The sequence below is a fragment of the Acidovorax sp. Root275 genome, assembly GCF_001428965.1.
GTDB lineage: Bacteria > Pseudomonadota > Gammaproteobacteria > Burkholderiales > Burkholderiaceae_C > Acidovorax > Acidovorax radicis.
In genome coordinates this window covers 1,541,782-1,559,613 of record NZ_LMJH01000001.1, presented here as the reverse complement: position 1 = coordinate 1,559,613, position 17,832 = coordinate 1,541,782, and the positions used below count along the sequence as shown (strand labels likewise).

Below are 17,832 nucleotides of genomic sequence, written 5' to 3'. Positions count from 1 at the left end.
GAGGACGCAGCCCTTGTGGCTTTGCGAAAATGCCGCCCATGAAAGCCCTGCGCATCCATGCCGGCCCCCGCGCCCGCCAACACCTTGAAAGCCACGGGTTGCAGCCCGGCGATGTGGGCGTGATCCCTGCTGCAGCTGGAGGGCCGAAGGGACTGATCCTGGGGCCATTGGACCGTTTCATCTTTGGTGAATGGCTGCCCCAGTCTAGCCAGCCGGTCCACCTGGTGGGCGCCTCGATTGGTGCCTGGCGCATGGCCACGGCCTGCCTGCAGCAGTCGGTGGCGGCCTTCGAGCGGCTGGAGCACGACTACATCCACCAGAACTACGACCTGCCGCCTGGCAAGAAGCGCCCCACGGCCGCGCATGTGAGTGAGCGGTTTGGCCAGAACCTGCAGGCGTTCTACGGCGGGCGCATCGACGAGGTGCTGAACCACCCGCGCTACCGCCTGCACATCGTCACCTCGCGCGGGCGGCACCTGCTGGGGCGCGAACACCGCGTGGCCACGCCGCTGGGCTATCTGGGCGCCTTTCTGACGAACACGGTGCACCGCAAGGCGATGGGGGCGTGGCTGGAACGGGTGGTGTTCTCCTCGTCCGATGCGTCCAGGACCTCCGCCGAGGGGGCGGGGGCTGCGTGTGCTGCATTGCCCTTTGGCACCTCGGACTACCGCACCCGTCAGGTGCTGCTGCACGGCGGCAACTTCATGCAGGCGCTGCAGGCCAGCTGCTCGATTCCGTTTGTGCTGCAGGCGGTGCACAACATTCCGGGCGCGCCCCGTGGGGCATATTGGGACGGGGGCATCACCGACTACCACCTGCACCTGGCCTACGGCCGGCAAAAACAGGATGCTATTGAATTAATAGCTGATGGCGCTTATCCATCCAGCGCTGGCGGTCAAAAAGACTTAAATTCTGGCCCCACTGCATCGCCCGGCCTGGTGCTGTACCCGCATTTTCAGCACCGCGTGGTGCCTGGCTGGCTGGACAAGGGGCTCAAGTGGCGCCACCACTCCACGCCCGCACTGGACAACATGGTGGTGCTGTCACCCAGCCCCGATTGGGTACAAAGCCTGCCCAACGCCAAGCTGCCTGACCGCAACGATTTCACCCACTACGGCGCCGACGGCGCCGCACGCGCCAAGGCCTGGTTTGCGGCCACGCGGGCCAGCCAGCAACTGGTGGACGAGTGGCAGGCATGGCTGGCGCGGCCGGACATGAACGCCGTGCAGCCCTTGTAGGGGCCACGGACCGGCCACGCGCCCAGAAGTACTCAGGTCGAAGCAGGCCGCCGTGCCGCCTCCTGCACGGCCCGGGCCGCGTGGCGGGCGGCGTGTTCGCGGGCCCAGGTCAGCACCTCGTGTGCCGGCATCGGCCGCGCAATGCCAAAGCCCTGGGCGCGCTCGCAGCCCAGCTCGAGCAGCCGGGCCGCCTGCGCGGCCGTCTCCACGCCTTCGGCCACCACATGCCGGTGGAAGGCGGCAGCCAGCGCGACGATGGCGCTCACGAGCGTGAGGTCGTCGCCATCTTCCAGAATGCCGCGCACGAACGACTGGTCGATCTTGATCGTCTCGGCGGGCAGGCGCTTCAAGTAGGACAGCGAGGAGAAGCCGGTGCCGAAGTCGTCCAGCGCAAAACGCACCCCCAGCGCCTGGCAGCTTTGCATCATGTGGCGCATGTACTGCATGTCTTGCAGGGCCGCAGATTCGAGGATCTCCAGCTCCAGGCGGGTGGGCGACACCTCGGGGCAGGTGTGCAGGATGTCCTTGAGCCGCTCGACAAAATTGGGCCGGTGGAAATGGGGCGCCGAGATGTTCACGCTCACCTCCCACAGCATGCCGGCGTCCGTCCACTGCCGCATCTGCGCCAGGGCCTGTCGCAGCACCCATTCGCCCACTTCCACCTCCAGCTCGGCATCCTCGATCAGCGGCAGCACATGCTGCGGGCCCAGCAGGCCCTGGTCGGGGTGTTGCCAGCGCAGCAGGGCCTCCAGCCCCAGGATCTCGCCGGTGCGCAGGTGGATCTTGGGCTGGTAGTGCAGCACCAGTTCGCCCGCATGCAGCGCCTGGGCCACGCGGGTCTGGCGGGTGTGCTGGGTCTGTACGGCGTGGTCCAGCTGCACGTCGAACACATGCATCTGGTTGCGGCCAAAGCTCTTGGCCTGGCACATGGCCTGGTCGGCGTGGCGCAGCAGGGTGTCGGGGTTGGCGTCGTCCTGCGGAAAAACGGCCACGCCCACACTCACGGTGGTGTGCAGCACGCGGTCGTCAATGGCGTAGGGGGCGGCCAGCTGTTGCATGAGCACGCCCACGCGCGCCTCGATGGCGGGCACATCGGGCAGTTCGCCCAGCAGCAGCACGAATTCGTCGCCCCCCATGCGCGCCACGGCGTCCTGTGGCGTGATGAAGGCGCCCAGGCGCCGCGCGGTTTCCTTGAGCAGGCGGTCGCCCACGCGGTTGCCATGGGTGTCGTTCACGGTCTGGAAATGGTCCAGGTCGAGCATGCACACTGCCAGCAGCAGCCCCTTTTGCCGTGCCACGAAGATGGCATGGGTCAGCCGCTCGGCCAATGCGGCGCGGTTGTACAACCCGGTGAGCGGATCGTGCCGGGCATGCCACGAAATCTGGTGGCGCAGGTTGCGGGTTTCGGTCACGTCGCGGAACACCAGCACGCAGCCCACGGCCATGCCGTCGCCCTTGCGGATCGCCGACGCGGTGTACTCGATGGCGTAGCGTTCGCCCGAGCGGTGGATCAACACCTCGTACGTGACCTGCTGCAGGGCGCCGGGCACGGTGTCCCGCTCGGCGGCCGAACTGGCGTTGCGGCTGGCAAGCTCTTCGTACAGGCGAAAGACGTCGTCCAGCTGCCGCCCCAGGGCCTGGTCGGCCGTGAAGCCGGTCATGAGCTGTGCGGCCTCGTTGATGGTTTCGATGCATCCCGAGAGGTCGGTGGTGATCACCCCATCGCCGATGGAGGCGAGCGTGACCTCAGCCCTTTCTTTCTCTGCGCGCAGGGCCTCCTGGGCGCGTTTGCGTTCGGTCACATCGACCAGGGTGCCGATGGTGCCGGCCAGCGTGCCCCGGGTGGTGGTGAAGGGGGCCTCGTAATAGGCCATGTCCCGTGGGGGCTGGTGGTTGGCGGGTTGCACGCGGATCTCGTTGTCCTGCGCCTGCGCGATCTGGGTAGAACGCTCGGGCGACAGCTCCTCCGGATACGCCGGTGGCGAGGCCTGTGCACTGCCTGCGCTGGCAGGTGCGTGAAAAATTCGCTGCCAGGCACGGTTGACTTCAAGGGTGACGCCGCTGGCATCCCGCACGAACACCGGCAGGGGGAGGGCGTCGATCAGCTGGCGCGTGAAATGCAGTTGCTCGCTCTGCTGCTGCTGGGTTTCGCGCAGCGACAGCACCAGCGACTGGACCTTGCCCGCCATGTCATTGAAGGTGGCCGCCATGGCGCGCGATTCGAGTGTGCCCGTGACCTCCATGCGCGTGTCCAGGCGGCCCTGGCGGAACGCATCCGTCGCTTCGGCCAGGCGGCGCAGCATGCGGGCATTGGCCCGCAGCAGCAGCGTGAGCAGAAACAGGATAGTAAAAATATTGAGTGCGGAGATGCGCAACTGCACTACCACCGTGCTCCAGACCTGGCTGACGAGGGGCGCCGCCTGCAACGTCACCGTCAGGCGCCCAGGCGGCCCGCCATCGGCCAGGGCCTGGCCGAACTGCTGCGAGGGTGGCGTGATGTTGACCCATTGGGCAAACCAGTCCGGGGCAGTGGCGGCCATGCGGGGCGCCCGGGCTTCGGTGGCGGGCTCGTTGCCCACTTGCCATTTCAGCGAATGGATGCCCGGCCCGAAGCTGGCAAGCCCTTGGCTGAGCAGCGTGGCCTGGGCTTCGCGGTGGGAAGTGGGCAGGGCCACCAGCGAGGGCAGCAGTGCATCGGCCGCGCGCCGCAGCTCGGTGGCGGCGTGGCGGCGCACCTCGTCGGTTTCCGTGGCCACCAGGTAGTGGTAACGCACTGCACTGACCAGCACGATGATCAGCGCGATGGGTACATACAGCCGGGGATAGGTGCCCCGCAGGAGCCAGGTGCTGAGATTTCCGGTGCGCATGGACAGTGGCCCTCCCCCCTTGGAACACGCTCCAGTACCCAGGGTAATAAATTGTTAATTAATTGTTGATTGGTCGGAGTCTAGCGCGTAGTGATGCGCGTCGGATGGGTTTGGACAGCGCAATCCTGCGCAGTGTGGCGACAGCAGGAAGGCCCGTGCGGGGAATGGGGAACTGAGCGCGCCGGACGCTCCGGCGTCGCATCTCGACCCTCAAAGATCGCCGGTGTGCTTCGAGCCTGATAAAAGTCTTTTTGGAGATCGGGTTGGAGTGCAATCGGGATGAATGGATGCCTTGGATGCGCCGCATGGGCTCGCGCCCATGCAAGCAGCCGGGGCGTCAAACCACTCAAGTTCATCGGCCCGATTTCACTCCAACCCTGCGGGCAAGTGCCTTGCAGGGCGGTCTGCGGCGTTGCGGCGTTTGCCAATAGCCGAGCTATTGGCTGCACCCCGCGCCTGGCATCCCATCCCGGCAAGGCACTTGTGCGACTCCAAAAAAGACTTTGAGCAGGCTCTTACAGCGACTGGGCCAGCATGTCGCGGTACTCCTCTGGCGTGGCAATGCGCGGATTGGTCTTGTGGCAGTGGTCGGCCATCGCGCCCTTGATGATGTCGTCGAACATGCCCTCGGTCACCCCCATGGCTGCCAGGCCCGTGGGCAGGCCCAGGCGGGCGTTCATGTCGCGGATAGCTTCAGGGATGTCGCCCGCACTGGCCAGGCCCATGGCGTGGGCCATGCGCTCCAGGCGGTTTTCCTTTTGCACCGATTCGGCCGTTGCATTGAAACGGATGACAGCGGGCAGGAACATGGCGTTGAGGGTGCCGTGGTGCAGGCGCGGGTTCACCCCGCCCAGGCTGTGGCTGAGTGAGTGCACGGCGCCCAGGCCCTTCTGGAACGCCATGGCGCCCTGCATGCTGGCGCTCATCATGTGCAGGCGCGCGTCGCGGTCGCTGCCGGTTTTGGTGGCTTGCTCGATGTTGGCCCAGCCGCGCGTGAGGCCATCAAGCGCAATGCCATCGGCCGGGGGGTTGAAGGCTGCCGACATGAAGGTCTCCATGCAGTGCGCAATCGCGTCCATGCCGGTGGCGGCTGTCAGCATGGGGGGCAGGCCCAGCGTGAGTTCGGGGTCGCAGATGGCGGTTTTGGGCACCAGGTTCCACGAGTGAAAGCCCAGCTTTCTGTGGTCATCCACGATGATGATGGCGCCGCGCGCCACCTCGCTGCCCGTGCCGCTGGTGGTGGGCACCGCGATCAGCGGCGCTGCGCGGTCGGTGATGCGCGGCGAGCCGCCTTCGATGGTGGCGTAGTGGGTCAGCGGCCCCTCGTGCGTGGCGGCGATCGCAATGCCCTTGGCGCAGTCGATGGCCGAGCCGCCTCCCACGGCGATCAGGCCGTCGCAGCCCTGGGCCTTGTACATCTCCACGGCGGCGCGCACGGCGGCTTCGGTGGGGTTCGACGGCGTCTGGTCAAACACCGCCACGGTCAGGCCGGGCAGAGCGTCCAGCGCCTTTTGCAGCACGCCTGCGGCCTTCACACCGGGGTCCGTAACGATCAGAGGGCGTGTGATGCCGACACGCTCGCATTCCTGCTGGAGCAGCTTGACCGCGCCGAATTCGAACTGGATCTGGGTGACGTAGTAGATGAATGCCATGGTGCAACAGGATGTGTGAATAAAAGCGCCAGCGATTACGATAGCCCGCCAGCCTTCAGAGCGGTCAACAAAACTCAGCGAACCGGTTCTGGCTAGGCGCTGCGTCGCAGGCAGTACGGGTAGTACGACAAGACGCGGCAACGACACCAGAAGAGTTTTGTTGGCCGCTCCAATCCCACTTTATAAGGAGGAGACACGCATGCATACGAAGCAAACCCTGATGGCAGCCCTGATGGCCGTCGCATCTGTGACAAACGCCCAGGCCCAGTGCCTCACCGATGCGCAGGCCGCCGACATGGTGGCCAGCTACATCGCCAAGACCCCCGCAGCCAACCCCGAGAACCTCTCGGACGCCGATGGCGCCTGCACGCGCGGCAAGGTCAACGCATTGCTGGCGCAGCGCCTGGGCAAGGTGATTGGCTACAAGGCGGGCCTCACCAACCCTGCCGTGCAAAAACGCTTCAACACCGACAAGCCCGTGTGGGGCAAGCTGTATGAGGGGATGGTGCTGGAGAACGGTGCCACGGTGGACGCGGCGTTTGGTGCCCGTCCGCTGTACGAGGCGGACATGCTGGTGCGCGTGAAAAGCGCCGCCATCAACCACGCCAAGACCCCCATGGAAGTGCTGGAGGCGGTGGACCAGATCATCCCTTTCATGGAGTTGCCCGATCTCATGGTGCAGGCCCCACCCAAGCTCAACGGCGCGGGCGTGTCGGCCATCAACGTGGGCGCGCGCCTGGGTGTGGCCGGCGCGCCCCTTGCAGTGCCAGCCTATCGCGGCGAGCGTTTTGTGATGTTGAAGGCGCTGGCGGATATGAATGTCTCGCTCAGCGATGGCAGTGGTGCGCGACTGGGCGGCGGCAAGGGCAGCGACATCCTGGAGCATCCGCTCAATGCTGTGGTGTGGCTGGCTGGCGCATTGGCGCAGGAAGGGCTGGCCATGCAGCCGGGCGACCTGATCAGCCTGGGCTCGTTTTCGCCGCTGCTGCCGCCCAAGGCAGGCCTTGTGGTCACCGCGACCTACGACGGCCTGCCGGGCGCCGCGCCCGTGCGTGTGACCTTCAAGTAAACGACCCAAGCCTTGCCCGCACGGTGCGGGCTGTTCCCCTGTTGCCGAGACCTTGACCGTTGACCGATCTGCACATCCACCACACCCGCCTCACCCCCCAGATGCGCAGCGTGCTCGAACGCATGGCGCGTGCGGGGCACGCCCCGCTGCACACCCGCTCGCCCCAGGATGCACGCACTGCCTACCAGGCGGGAGCCGATGTGCTGGAGGTGCCCAAGGCGGCCCTGGCGCGGGTGGAGGACCTGCACATCCCCGCGCGCGATGGCCATGCGCTGCCCGCGCGGCTGTACGCACCGACCACGGAAGTTGGCCTGCCGGTGCTGCTGTACACCCACGGCGGTGGCTTCACCATCGGCAACATCGCCACCCACGACATCCTGTGCCGCGAGCTGGCGCGCCTGGCCGGCTGCATGGTGGTGTCGCTGGACTACCGGCTGGCGCCGGAGCACCGCTTTCCGACGGCCAGCGACGATGCATGGGATGCGCTGAAGTGGCTGGCAGCGCAGGCCACCACCCTGGGGGCGGACCCGGCGCGCCTGGCCGTGGGTGGCGACAGCGCAGGCGGCACGTTGGCTGCCGTCAATGCCATCCTGGCGCGGGATGCGCGGCTGCCCCTGGCGCTGCAGCTGCTGATCTACCCGGGCTGCGCGGCCCACCAGGACACGCCGTCCCACAGCACTTTCGCGCATGGCCTGGTGCTGGAGGAGCCCGCCATCAGCTGGTTCTTTGGCAACTATGTGCAAAGCCACGAGGAGCGCGAGGACTGGCGTTTTGCCCCCCTGCTCGCACCGGATGTGGAGGGCGTAGCCCCGGCCTGGGTGGGCCTGGCCGAATGCGACCCGCTGGTGGACGAGGGCATCGAGTACGCCGACAAACTGCGCCTGGCCGGTGTGCCCGTGGACCTCGACATCTACCGGGGCGTCACCCACGAATTCATCAAGATGGGCCGCGCCATCCCCGAAGCGCGCAAGGCCCACGCCGACGCGGCCCGTGCGCTGCGCCGGGCCTTTGGAATGGAGTGAAGACCACCATGCAACGCAAAGACTTCCGCTGTTTCCACCGCCTGCGCGTGCGCTGGGCCGAGGTGGACATGCAAAAAATCGTGTTCAACGCGCACTACCTCATGTACATCGACACGGCCATGAGCGACTACTGGCGTGCGCTGGGTTTGCCCTATGAGGCGAGCATGCTCACCCTGGGGGGTGAGATGTATGTGAAGAAAGCCACGGTCGAGTACCACGCCTCGGCGCGTCTGGATGACACGCTGGACGTGGGCCTGCACTGCACACGCATCGGCAATTCGTCCTGCCTGTTCACGGCGGGCATTTTCAACGGCGACCGGCTGCTGATTTCGGCCGAACTGGTCTATGTGTTCGCCGACCCGGCCACGCAGACCTCGCGCCCGGTGCCACCTTCGCTGCGCGCCATCTTTGAGGGCTTTGAGGCCGGTGCCGACATGGCGGAGGTGCGCACGGGCGACTGGAACACGCTGGGCCGCGATGCAGGCCGCGTGCGCACGGAGGTGTTCGTGCACGAGCAGGGCATTCCTGCCGAAATCGAGGCCGACGTGCAAGACATCTCGGCCCGCCATGCGGTGCTCTACAACCGGCTGGGCATGCCCATTGCCGCCGGCCGCCTGCTGCAGCCACAGCCAGGCCTGGGCCGTATTGGCCGCATGGCGGTGGACCGATCGGTGCGTGGCGCGCAATGGGGGCGGTTATTGCTGGATGCGCTGGTCGCCGCTGCGCGCGCCCGGGGCGATACGGAGGTGCACCTGCACGCCCAGCGCAGTGCTGAAGGCTTCTACCGCCGCGCCGGGTTTTCGGTGGTGGGGGAGCCCTACGAGGAGGCCGGCATTGCGCACATTGCGATGGCGCAGCGTTTGTAGCTGATTTGCTATTGAAAAGTGAGCTACTGGCGCTTGTCTGAAGGGCGCCAGGGCCTGTTTTTATTCAAATATCGTCGAGCAGGGCGTAGGGCAGGGGCAGCAGGGACAGCGCCACGCCGTCCGTGGCACCCACCTGCAGGCTGGTCGCCTCTTGCGCCGCCGAGATCTGCAGCGAGACGATGGCATCAAAGCCGCCGTCCGGGGCTGGTGCCACTTGCACCACCGTGCCGCAGGGCTGTTCCAGGTCCGCCGTGCTGAACACTTCGGCACCCACCACCACGTCGGCCGCCGCATGGGCCACATAAGCGCGCCGCTTGAGCGTGCCCCGGAACTGGCTGCGCGCCACCACTTCCTGGCCGGGGTAGCAGCCCTTCTTGAAGTTCACACCGCCCACCGATTCGTAGTTGAGCATCTGGGGCACGAAGGCTTCGGCCACGGGCGTTGTCAGGGTGGCCACGCCGCTCTTCACTTCGCTCCAGCGCCACAGGTCTGGCGCCAGAAGAGCCCCCGGTGGGGCGGGTTCGGAGACTGGCGCCACCCACAGTGCACGGGGCTGGCCATCGGCGGGATACAGGTGGACCACCGACGCGGTGCCCACATCGGCCTTGGTCCAGGCGGGTTGGCTGCCGCCGGGCACGGCATCCCCGGCCAGGCCGTACAGGGCAAAGTCGTGGGTCGCGTCGGTCAGCTTGGCCTTGGCGCGCAATACGAACATCGACAGGCGCTTGAGCGTGGGGGGCAGCAGGTCGCTGCTGCAGACCAGCAGCACCTCCGTGGCGCTGCGCTTGAAGCCGATAAAGCTGGCCTGCATGCGGCCCTTGGCCGACAGGAACGCAGCCAGGCGGGCCTGGTCCATGCCGAGCAGGGCGAAATCCTGGGTGAGCTGGCCGTGCAGAAACTTGGCAGCGTCTTCGCCTTCCACGCGAATCACGCCGAGGTGGGACAGGGGGGCAATGCCGTTCAAGGGATAAGTCATCGCTGAATTATGATGCCCGCTCCCATTCATACAGGTATCAGGGTTGTGCGACGTTTACTGGCTTTGATCGTGTTGGTTCTGATCGCATCGGGTGGTGCGGCTTTCTGGTGGCTGCACCAGCCGCTGGTGGCTGGCACCGAGCCTCTGGAGCTTGCCATCGAGCCCGGTACCACACCCCGGGGCATCGCCCGCGACGTGGTGGCCGCAGGGGCGCGTGTGGATGCCCGTGTGCTTTACGCCTGGTTCCGCGTCTCGGGCCAGGACCGTGCCATCAAGGCCGGCAACTATGAAATCCCCCCCGGCACCACGCCCCGCAGCCTGCTGCAAAAGCTGGTGCGCGGCGAAGAGAGCCTGCGCGCCATCACCCTGGTCGAGGGCTGGAACTGGCGCCAGGTGCGCCAGGCGCTCGCCAAGGAGGAGCAGCTCAAGCGCGACGCCGCCACGCTGACCGACGAGGCGCTGATGGCGCAGTTGGGCCGCCCCGGCGTGGCGCCCGAGGGACGTTTCTTCCCGGACACCTACGCCTATGCCAAAGGTTCCAGCGACATCGCTTTGCTGCGCCGGGCGATGCATGCCATGGACCGCCGCCTCGAAGCCGCCTGGGCGCAGCGCGCTGCGGACACGCCCCTCAAGTCGGCCGAAGAGGCCCTGACCCTGGCCAGCATTGTCGAGAAGGAAACCGGCAAGGCCAGCGACCGTGGGCAGATTGCGGGCGTGTTCGCCAACCGCCTGCGCGTTGGCATGCTGCTGCAGACCGACCCCACGGTGATCTATGGCCTGGGCGAGAAGTTTAATGGCAACCTGCGCCGCCGCGACCTGCAAACCGACACGCCCTGGAACACCTACACCCGCGCGGGCCTGCCGCCCACGCCGATTGCCATGCCCGGCAAGGCATCGCTGCTGGCGGCCGTGCAGCCCGACGCCACACGTGCCCTGTACTTTGTGGCCAAGGGCGATGGCACCAGCCACTTCAGCGCGTCGCTGGAGGAGCACAACCGCGCCGTTAACCGCTACCAGCGCGGCCAGCAGTAGTGCAGGGTGGTAGAGACTCCGGTCTCTCGCCAGAGCCACAGATTCAACCCAAGGTTTCCATGTCACGACCCGGTCTGTTCATCACCTTTGAAGGCATCGACGGTGCCGGCAAGTCCTCCCACATCGAGGGCCTGGCCTCCGCCTTTCGGGCGCAAGGCCGTTCCGTCACCGTCAGCCGCGAGCCAGGCGGCACGCCGCTGGCTGAAAAACTGCGCGAGATGGTCCTCAACGACCCGATGGACGCGCTCACGGAGTCCTTGCTGATCTTTGCCGCCCGCCGTGACCACCTGCGCAATGTGATCGAGCCCGCCCTGGCGCGGGGCGATGTGGTGCTGTGCGACCGGTTTACCGATGCCACCTTTGCCTACCAGGGCGCAGGGCGTGGCTTTGATCTTGGTGTGCTATCAGTATTGGAGCGTCTTGCGCAGACTGGACTTGCGCCAGAGGCCGATTTGATGCGTGAGCCTGATCTGACGGTGTGGTTTGACCTGGCACCTGAGGTGGCGGCCGAACGCCTGGCCGGTGCGAGGGTGCCCGACCGTTTCGAGGCCCAGCCTGTCGAGTTCTTCCGCCGCGTGGCCCAGGGCTATGCCGACCGGGCCGCCGCAGCACCGCAGCGCTTTGCGCGCCTGGATGCAGCGCAGGAGCGCCACCGGGTGTGGCAGCAACTCACCAGCGTGTTTGTGCGCAAGGGCTGGCTGGCGATCATGGTGGCGTCGCAGGGAGGGCCGCAATGAGCGAGCCAGCCGTGGTTCTGGCGCCCTGGATCGCGGCGCAACGCACCAGCCTCTTGGCCCAGCGTGGCCATGCGTGGTTGCTGCAGGGGCCTTCTGGACTGGGGCAGTACGCCCTGGGCATGGAGCTGGTGCGTGCGTGGCTGTGCGACGTGCCGACAGAGCGGGGCGCCTGCGGCCAGTGCGGCAGCTGCCACGCCATTGACGTGCGCACCCACGCCGACCTGTGCGTGCTGATGCCCGAGGTGCAGATGATGGCGCTGGGCTGGCCCCTGTCGGAAAAGGCCCAGGCCGACATCGACGACAAGAAGCGCAAGCCCAGTCGCGAGATCCGCGTGGAAGCCATGCGCGATGCGGTGGAGTTCTCGCAGCGCACCTCGGCGCGTGGCAAAGGCAAGGCGGTGCTGGTGTACCCGGCCGAGCAGATGAACCACATCACCGCCAATGCGCTGCTCAAGACGCTGGAGGAGCCGCCGGGCGACGTGCGCTTTGTGCTGGCCAGCGAGGCGGCGCACCAGCTGCTGCCCACCATCCGCAGCCGCTGCCTGGGCCACTCCATGGTCTGGCCCGCAGAGGAGCAGATGCTGCAGTGGCTACAAGGGCAGGGCATTGCTGCGGATGCCGCTTTGGCGTTTCTGCGGGCCGCAGGCGGGCGGCCCGACGATGCCCTGGCACTGGCGCGCTCTGGCCGCAGCCCGCAAGCCTGGTCGGCCTTGCCGCAGGCGGTGGCCAAGGGCGATGTGACCGCACTGGGAGACTGGTCGCCCGCGCAGGTGATCGACGCACTGCAGAAGCTTTGCCACGACCTGCTGGCGGCCAGCGTGGGCGGCGCACCGCGCTACTTTGCGCCCGCAGACCTGCCCAAGGCGCTGCCATCGTTGGGTGCTTTGACACGCTGGTCGCGCGCGCTGGCCAAGGCCGCGCGCACGGCAGACCATCCCTTCAATGCCGGCCTCATGCTGGAGGCGCTTGTCGCCCAGGCGCGAAACACCCTACACTCCAAGCACTGAGCCGCACCACAGATCCATGAGCAGTCCATCCACCGCCCCCCGCCCCAGCGTCATGCAGCTGGCCATCAAGGAAAAGGGGGCCCTGTACGCGGCCTACATTCCCTTTTTTGCCGAAGGGGGCATTTTTGTCCCCACCCAGCGGGACTACAAGCTGGGCGATGATGTCTATGTGCTGCTGACGCTGCCGGATGACACGCAGCGCTATCCAGTGGCCGGGCGCGTGGCCTGGGTTACCCCGGCGCGGGCTGCGGGCAATCGCACGCAGGGCGTGGGCATCCAGTTTCCCAAGGACGAAAAGTCGCGCCAGCTCAAGGCCAAGATCGAGGAACTGCTGGGCACGTCCCTGGGGTCCGACCGGCCCACCCAGACCATCTGAGCCTGGCCCACTGACCGTGCCGACCCGCGCAGGCTGGTCGGCATTTTTTATGGGTGCCCACGGCGAGGGCGCGGATGGCGTATCTTTACCCCGGAGCGCTGCGCCGCCGCCGATGGCACGCGTTGCGCCCCAGAAACGATTAATTTGAAACTGCATGTTCACTGATTCGCACTGCCATCTCAATTTTCCGGAACTGGTGAGCCAGTTGCCCGCCATCCGCCAGGCCATGGCCGAGGCGCAGGTTGACCGCGCCCTGTGCATCTGCACCACGCTGGAAGAATTCGACGGGGTGCATGCCCTGGCCATGGCCCACGACAACTTCTGGAGCACGGTGGGTGTGCACCCCGACAACGAAGGCATCGCCGAGCCTTCGGTGCAGGATCTGCTGGACCGTGCTGCCTTGCCACGTGTGGTGGCCATCGGCGAAACAGGGCTCGACTACTACGGCATGGAAGACCGCAAAGGGGGGCGCAGCATTGCCGATCTGGAGTGGCAGCGTGACCGTTTCCGCAACCACATCCGTGCGGCCCGGGTGTGCGAAAAACCCCTGGTCATCCACACGCGCAGCGCATCGGACGACACCCTCGCCATCCTGCGCGAGGAGGGCGAGGACGGCCCCGGCAACCGGGCCGGTGGCGTTTTTCACTGCTTTACCGAATCCATGCAGGTGGCGCGTGCGGCGCTCGATCTGGGCTACTACATTTCGTTCTCGGGCATCGTGACATTCAAGAGCGCCCAGGAGCTGCGCGACGTGGTGGCCTTTGTACCGCTGGACCGTACCCTGATTGAAACCGACAGCCCCTATCTGGCGCCCGTGCCGTATCGCGGCAAGACCAACAACCCCTCGTATGTGCCCTACGTGGCCAGGCAGGTGGCCGAGACCAAGGGGCTGGCGCTGGAAGAAGTGGCCGAGGCCACCAGCCGCAACTTTGACATCCTGTTCAAGGGGGTGACCGCATGATTTGCCATCGCCGCAGTGTGTTGGCGACCTTGGCGCTGGGGCTTGCCGCCCCTGGCATCTGGGCCGGAGCCTACGAGGATTTTTTTGTCGCCATCCTGCGCGATGACGATGCTGCGATTGCCGCGCTGTTGCGCAGGGGTTTTGATCCGAATACGCGCGATCCGAAAGGGCAGGTGGGCCTCACCATCGCCTTGCAAAATGGTTCGGTCAAGGCCTTTGCGGCCTTGTTGGCCTCCCGCCAGGTGGATGTCGAAGCACGCAATGCGCAGGACGAAAGCCCCTTGATGATGGCGGCCCTCAAGGGCAACGTAGAAGCCGTCAAGGCGCTGCTGGCACGTGACGCCGACGTGAACAAGACGGGCTGGACGCCCTTGCACTATGCGGCCTCTGCAGGCTCGCGCCAGCATGCAGCCATCATCGCATTGCTGCTGGAGAACCATGCCTACATCGATGCAGCCTCGCCCAACGGCACCACGCCCCTCATGATGGCTGCGCATTACGGCTCCAGCGAGGCCGTGCAGCTTTTGCTGGACGAGGGCGCTGATCCAGCACTCAAGAACCAGCTGGGCCTCACGGCTGCAGACTTTGCCCTGCGTGTGAGCCGTACCGAATCTGCCGACAAGATCGCCGCAGCCATACGCAAGCGGCAGCCCAACCGGGGCCGTTGGTAGGCGCCTTGCGATGGGCCATCGCGCAGCAGGCGCGGTGTTTTCAGATCATTGCAATGCGGCAGCTTCGCCCGAGGCAGGCCGCGTCTGAAGGCGTGCATACAGCCCGCCCATTGCCATCAGCTCCGTGTGGGTGCCTTGTTCGGCAATGCGCCCACGTTCCATGACGACGACCCGGTTGGCATGCTCGATGGTGGACAGGCGGTGCGCAATGACCAGGGTGGTGCGCCCTTGCATCAGGCGCTGCAGGGCATCCTGTACCAGCCGCTCGGATTCGGTGTCCAGCGCCGAGGTGGCCTCGTCCAGAATCAGGATAGGGGCATCCTTGTACAGTGCCCGCGCAATCGCCAGCCGCTGGCGCTGCCCTCCCGACAATTGTGTGGCGTTGTGGCCCACCACGGTGTGCATGCCCCGGGGCAGTGCTGCCACGTGCTCGGCCAGGTTGGCAGCGGCCAGGCACGCCTGCACGCGCGCCTCATTCACCTCATGGCCCAGTGCTACGTTGGCCGCGACGGTATCGTTGAACATCACTACGTCCTGGCTCACCATGGCAAATTGCGAGCGCAGCGATCCCAGGTCCCACGCGGGCAGCGGGCTTCCATCCACCAGAATTTCACCCGAAGCGGGCGTCACAAACCGTGGCAACAGGTTGACCAGCGTGGTCTTGCCCGCACCGGACGGGCCGACCAGGGCGACGATTTCGCCAGGCTCCACGCGCAAGCTGATGTGGTCCAGCGCCGGGGCGTGGTCAGGGCCAAACGACACCGTGACCTGCTTGAGTTCCAGCGCCCCCTGGGCGCGGTCCTTGCGGAACTGGCCGCCCGCTTCGGCTCCGGTGTCTCCCAGCAGTGCCAGCCCCCGCTCCAGGGCGGCGACGCCCCGTGTGATGGGGCTGGCGACATCGGCCAGGCGGCGTATGGGGGCAATAAGCATCAGCATGGCCGTGATGAACGACACGAAGCCACCGACGGTGACATCCTTGGCGTCCACAGTGCCGCGGCTTTGCCACAGTGCAATGCAGATCACCACGGAGAGCGCTGCAGCGGCCAGCAGCTGGGTCAGCGGCGTCATGGCGGCGGAGGCGATGGTGGACTTGATCGCCAGGCGCCGCAGGCTCTGGCTCAGGGTGGCGAAGCGCCCGGCCTGCCCAGGCTGCGCGCCGTGCAGCCGCACCATGCGGTGGGCCAGCACGTTTTCTTCCACCACGTAGGCGAGTTCGTCGGTGGCCTGCTGGCTGCTCTTGGTCAGGTGATAGAGGCGCCGGGACAGCGTTTTCATGATCCAGGCCACGCCCGGCACGACCACGGCAACGATCAGCGTGAGCTGCCAGTTGAGGTACAGCAGATACACCAGCAGCGCCACCAGCGTGAATCCGTCGCGCGATACCCCGAGCAGTGCCTGCACGAGCAAGGTTGCCCCGGTTTGCACCTCGTACACCACCGTATTGGACAGCGTGCTGGCCGACTGCCGCGAGAACAGGCCCATCTCGGCAGCCAGCACTCTGTCGAACAGCGACTGGCGCAGCGTCAGCATGCCTTCGTTGGCAATGCGTGCCAGCGCGTACTGGCCGACGAACTGGGCAACTCCACGCACGAAGAACACGCCCAGGATGGCCAGTGGCACCATCCACAGCTGCAGGGTTCCCTGGGTGAAGCCTCGATCGAGCAGAGGTTGCAGCAATGCTGGAATCAGTGGCTCGGTGATCGCGCCCACGAGGGTGGCTACCACCGCGAGGCTCCAGGCCATCCGCTGGTTGCCAAAATAAACGGACAGCCGACGCAGGCGAGTGGCCAGGCTTGCAGCGGGCGGGGAGGGAGTATTGGGAGGCGCGGTGCCCGTGTCTGTGGCTTGCATGTGGCCCGGATTCTACGGTTGTGGGCTGTGACGGTGCCGGTGAGACATTTCTTCGCAGCAGGTTGTGCGCTTCAAAAAATCGGCACGGATATGTCCTGAGGTCGCACGTTTTGTCACAGGGGTTTCCCTGCTGTGTGTAACATTCGGGTTTGCCTTTCGGCATTTGTTCGGCTACCGCTGGATGCCAATGACCACAGATCGAATCTCTACATACCCATCTCCTGCGGCTTTGCCGCATCCCTTGCGCCGCCACATGCTGGCAGCGCTGCTCTCGACCCCCGCACTGCCAGCCCTTGCGCAATTTCGCGTTGAGGTCACAGGTGTTGGCTTGACCCAGTTGCCCATCGCGATTGCACCGTTCAGGGGCGAGGCGCAGTCACCCCAGAAGATAGCGGCCATCGTCCAGGCTGACCTGGAGCGCAGCGGCCAGTTCCGCGCTGTGGATGCCTCCGGTGCGGTGCTGGATGAAACTGCCCGCCCGGATGTAGCCCTGTGGCGCCAGAAGAGTGCGGACTCTCTGGCCACCGGCAGTGTCACGCGCCTTGCGGATGGGCGCTTCGATGTGCGGTTTCGCCTTTGGGATGTGGTGAAGGGACAGGACCTGGGTGGCCAGAGCTTTGTGGTCACCCAAGGCGATCTGCGCTTGGTGTCGCACCGCATTGCGGATTTCATCTATGAAAAGCTGACGGGCGAGCGCGGCATCTTCTCGACACGCATCGCCTATGTCACCAAGACAGGTTCCCGGTACAGCCTTTGGGTGGCAGACGCTGATGGCGAGAATGCCCAATCGGCACTGTCAAGCCCCGAGCCCATCATTTCTCCCGCATGGTCGCCCAATGGCGGGCAGCTGGCCTATGTGTCGTTTGAATCTCGCAAGCCGGTTGTCTATGTGCATGATGTGGCGTCCGGCCGCAGGCGCCTGATTGCCAACTTCCGGGGGTCCAACAGTGCCCCGGCCTGGGCTCCGGATGGCCGCTCCCTTGCCGTGACGCTCAGCCGCGACGGGGGTTCCCAGCTTTACACCATCGACGCCAACGGCGGCGAGCCGCGCCGCCTCATGCAGAGCGCCGGCATTGATACGGAGCCCATGTTCTCCGGTGACGGTCGCAGCATCTACTTTGTCAGTGACCGTGGTGGCGCACCGCAGATCTACAAGGTCTCCACATCCGGCGGCAATGCGGAGCGTGTGACGTTTACCGGCAGCTACAACATCTCCCCCAGCGTCAGTCCCGATGGTCGCTGGCTGGCCTACGTCTCCCGTGTCGGTGGGGCTTTCAAGCTGCACGTCATGGACCTGTCCTCTGGCACCGTGAATGCGGCCACGGACACGACGGCCGACGAGAACCCCAGCTTCGCGCCCAATAGCCGCCTCATCGTTTATGCCACCCAGCAGCAAGGTCGTGAGGCGCTCATGACCACTACGTTGGACGGCAAGATCAAGGCCCGGCTTGCCGGTCAGGCGGGTGATATCCGCGAGCCCGACTGGGGTCCGTTTCAAAAGCAATGA

Annotated in this window: 15 protein-coding genes; 11 read left to right on the top strand and 4 right to left on the bottom strand. The window is 66.0% G+C overall.

Translation table 11 applies throughout. The annotated features are described in order from the left end of the window. Positions 1-38: 38 nt before the first annotated feature. Positions 39-1,238, top strand: coding sequence for a patatin-like phospholipase family protein (locus tag ASE52_RS06960; protein ID WP_057225289.1), 1,200 nt, complete (start codon positions 39-41; stop codon positions 1,236-1,238). Positions 1,239-1,270: 32 nt separating this feature from the next. Here the strand turns inward: ASE52_RS06960 and ASE52_RS06955 are convergent, their stop codons facing one another. Both ASE52_RS06955 and ASE52_RS06950 read right to left on the bottom strand, forming a co-directional pair. Next, complete coding sequence (locus tag ASE52_RS06955; RefSeq protein WP_057224751.1) at positions 1,271-4,105, bottom strand: EAL domain-containing protein; 2,835 nt, start codon at positions 4,103-4,105, stop codon at positions 1,271-1,273. Between the two features lie 515 nt (positions 4,106-4,620). Beyond that, positions 4,621-5,757, bottom strand: a complete 1,137-nt coding sequence (locus ASE52_RS06950; RefSeq protein ID WP_057224749.1) for an iron-containing alcohol dehydrogenase — start codon at positions 5,755-5,757, stop codon at positions 4,621-4,623. A 199-nt stretch (positions 5,758-5,956) separates the two neighbouring features. Here ASE52_RS06950 and ASE52_RS06945 point away from each other — a divergent pair, with 199 nt between their 5' ends. From ASE52_RS06945 to ASE52_RS06935, 3 genes are all read left to right on the top strand, one after another. Then, positions 5,957-6,826 carry a fumarylacetoacetate hydrolase gene (locus ASE52_RS06945; RefSeq protein ID WP_010465550.1) on the top strand — a complete coding sequence of 290 codons (870 nt, stop codon included), beginning with the start codon at positions 5,957-5,959 and terminating at the stop codon, positions 6,824-6,826. 101 nt (positions 6,827-6,927) lie between these two features. After that, positions 6,928-7,848, top strand: a complete 921-nt coding sequence (locus ASE52_RS06940) for an alpha/beta hydrolase (protein WP_241776953.1) — start codon at positions 6,928-6,930, stop codon at positions 7,846-7,848. An 8-nt stretch (positions 7,849-7,856) separates the two neighbouring features. Further along, a complete protein-coding gene (locus ASE52_RS06935; RefSeq protein WP_057225287.1) occupies positions 7,857-8,714 on the top strand; it encodes a YbgC/FadM family acyl-CoA thioesterase in 858 nt (285 codons plus the stop codon). A 64-nt stretch (positions 8,715-8,778) separates the two neighbouring features. Here ASE52_RS06935 and ASE52_RS06930 read toward each other — a convergent pair whose 3' ends face one another. Continuing rightward, on the bottom strand, positions 8,779-9,690 hold the full coding sequence (locus ASE52_RS06930) for a folate-binding protein YgfZ (RefSeq protein ID WP_057224745.1): 912 nt from the start codon (positions 9,688-9,690) through the stop codon (positions 8,779-8,781). A gap of 9 nt (positions 9,691-9,699) precedes the next feature. Here ASE52_RS06930 and mltG point away from each other — a divergent pair, with 9 nt between their 5' ends. The 6 genes from mltG (at position 9,700) to ASE52_RS06900 (ending at position 14,474) form a co-directional block, all read left to right on the top strand. After that, positions 9,700-10,722 (top strand): endolytic transglycosylase MltG, encoded by a 1,023-nt coding sequence (gene mltG, locus ASE52_RS06925; RefSeq protein ID WP_198928065.1) that lies wholly within the window; start codon positions 9,700-9,702, stop codon positions 10,720-10,722. A gap of 59 nt (positions 10,723-10,781) precedes the next feature. After that, a complete protein-coding gene (tmk, locus tag ASE52_RS06920) occupies positions 10,782-11,459 on the top strand; it encodes a dTMP kinase (RefSeq protein WP_057224741.1) in 678 nt (225 codons plus the stop codon). Beyond that, complete coding sequence (locus ASE52_RS06915) at positions 11,456-12,466, top strand: DNA polymerase (protein ID WP_057224739.1); 1,011 nt, start codon at positions 11,456-11,458, stop codon at positions 12,464-12,466. Before tmk ends, ASE52_RS06915 begins: the two co-directional genes overlap by 4 nt. 16 nt (positions 12,467-12,482) lie before the next feature. Beyond that, complete coding sequence (locus ASE52_RS06910; protein WP_010465538.1) at positions 12,483-12,842, top strand: PilZ domain-containing protein; 360 nt, start codon at positions 12,483-12,485, stop codon at positions 12,840-12,842. 154 nt (positions 12,843-12,996) lie between these two features. Beyond that, on the top strand, positions 12,997-13,803 hold the full coding sequence (locus tag ASE52_RS06905; protein WP_057224737.1) for a TatD family hydrolase: 807 nt from the start codon (positions 12,997-12,999) through the stop codon (positions 13,801-13,803). Continuing rightward, complete coding sequence (locus tag ASE52_RS06900; RefSeq protein ID WP_057224735.1) at positions 13,800-14,474, top strand: ankyrin repeat domain-containing protein; 675 nt, start codon at positions 13,800-13,802, stop codon at positions 14,472-14,474. Before ASE52_RS06905 ends, ASE52_RS06900 begins: the two co-directional genes overlap by 4 nt. Before the next feature lie 45 nt (positions 14,475-14,519). Here the strand turns inward: ASE52_RS06900 and msbA are convergent, their stop codons facing one another. After that, entirely contained in the window at positions 14,520-16,325 is a 1,806-nt protein-coding gene (gene msbA, locus ASE52_RS06895) for a lipid A export permease/ATP-binding protein MsbA (RefSeq protein ID WP_057224733.1), read from the bottom strand. A 187-nt stretch (positions 16,326-16,512) separates the two neighbouring features. Here msbA and tolB point away from each other — a divergent pair, with 187 nt between their 5' ends. Further along, entirely contained in the window at positions 16,513-17,832 is a 1,320-nt protein-coding gene (gene tolB / locus ASE52_RS06890) for a Tol-Pal system beta propeller repeat protein TolB (RefSeq protein ID WP_057224731.1), read from the top strand.

Bases quoted from the DNA above. Each gene is read 5' to 3' on its own strand.
- ASE52_RS06960 (WP_057225289.1), top strand. From the start codon at position 39: ATGAAAGCCCTGCGCATCCATGCCGGCCCCCGCGCCCGCCAACACCTT.
- ASE52_RS06955 (WP_057224751.1), bottom strand. From the start codon at position 4,105: ATGCGCACCGGAAATCTCAGCACCTGGCTCCTGCGGGGCACCTATCCC.
- ASE52_RS06950 (WP_057224749.1), bottom strand. From the start codon at position 5,757: ATGGCATTCATCTACTACGTCACCCAGATCCAGTTCGAATTCGGCGCG.
- ASE52_RS06945 (WP_010465550.1), top strand. From the start codon at position 5,957: ATGCATACGAAGCAAACCCTGATGGCAGCCCTGATGGCCGTCGCATCT.
- ASE52_RS06940 (WP_241776953.1), top strand. From the start codon at position 6,928: ATGCGCAGCGTGCTCGAACGCATGGCGCGTGCGGGGCACGCCCCGCTG.
- ASE52_RS06935 (WP_057225287.1), top strand. From the start codon at position 7,857: ATGCAACGCAAAGACTTCCGCTGTTTCCACCGCCTGCGCGTGCGCTGG.
- ASE52_RS06930 (WP_057224745.1), bottom strand. From the start codon at position 9,690: ATGACTTATCCCTTGAACGGCATTGCCCCCCTGTCCCACCTCGGCGTG.
- mltG (WP_198928065.1), top strand. From the start codon at position 9,700: ATGATGCCCGCTCCCATTCATACAGGTATCAGGGTTGTGCGACGTTTA.
- tmk (WP_057224741.1), top strand. From the start codon at position 10,782: ATGTCACGACCCGGTCTGTTCATCACCTTTGAAGGCATCGACGGTGCC.
- ASE52_RS06915 (WP_057224739.1), top strand. From the start codon at position 11,456: ATGAGCGAGCCAGCCGTGGTTCTGGCGCCCTGGATCGCGGCGCAACGC.
- ASE52_RS06910 (WP_010465538.1), top strand. From the start codon at position 12,483: ATGAGCAGTCCATCCACCGCCCCCCGCCCCAGCGTCATGCAGCTGGCC.
- ASE52_RS06905 (WP_057224737.1), top strand. From the start codon at position 12,997: ATGTTCACTGATTCGCACTGCCATCTCAATTTTCCGGAACTGGTGAGC.
- ASE52_RS06900 (WP_057224735.1), top strand. From the start codon at position 13,800: ATGATTTGCCATCGCCGCAGTGTGTTGGCGACCTTGGCGCTGGGGCTT.
- msbA (WP_057224733.1), bottom strand. From the start codon at position 16,325: ATGCAAGCCACAGACACGGGCACCGCGCCTCCCAATACTCCCTCCCCG.
- tolB (WP_057224731.1), top strand. From the start codon at position 16,513: ATGACCACAGATCGAATCTCTACATACCCATCTCCTGCGGCTTTGCCG.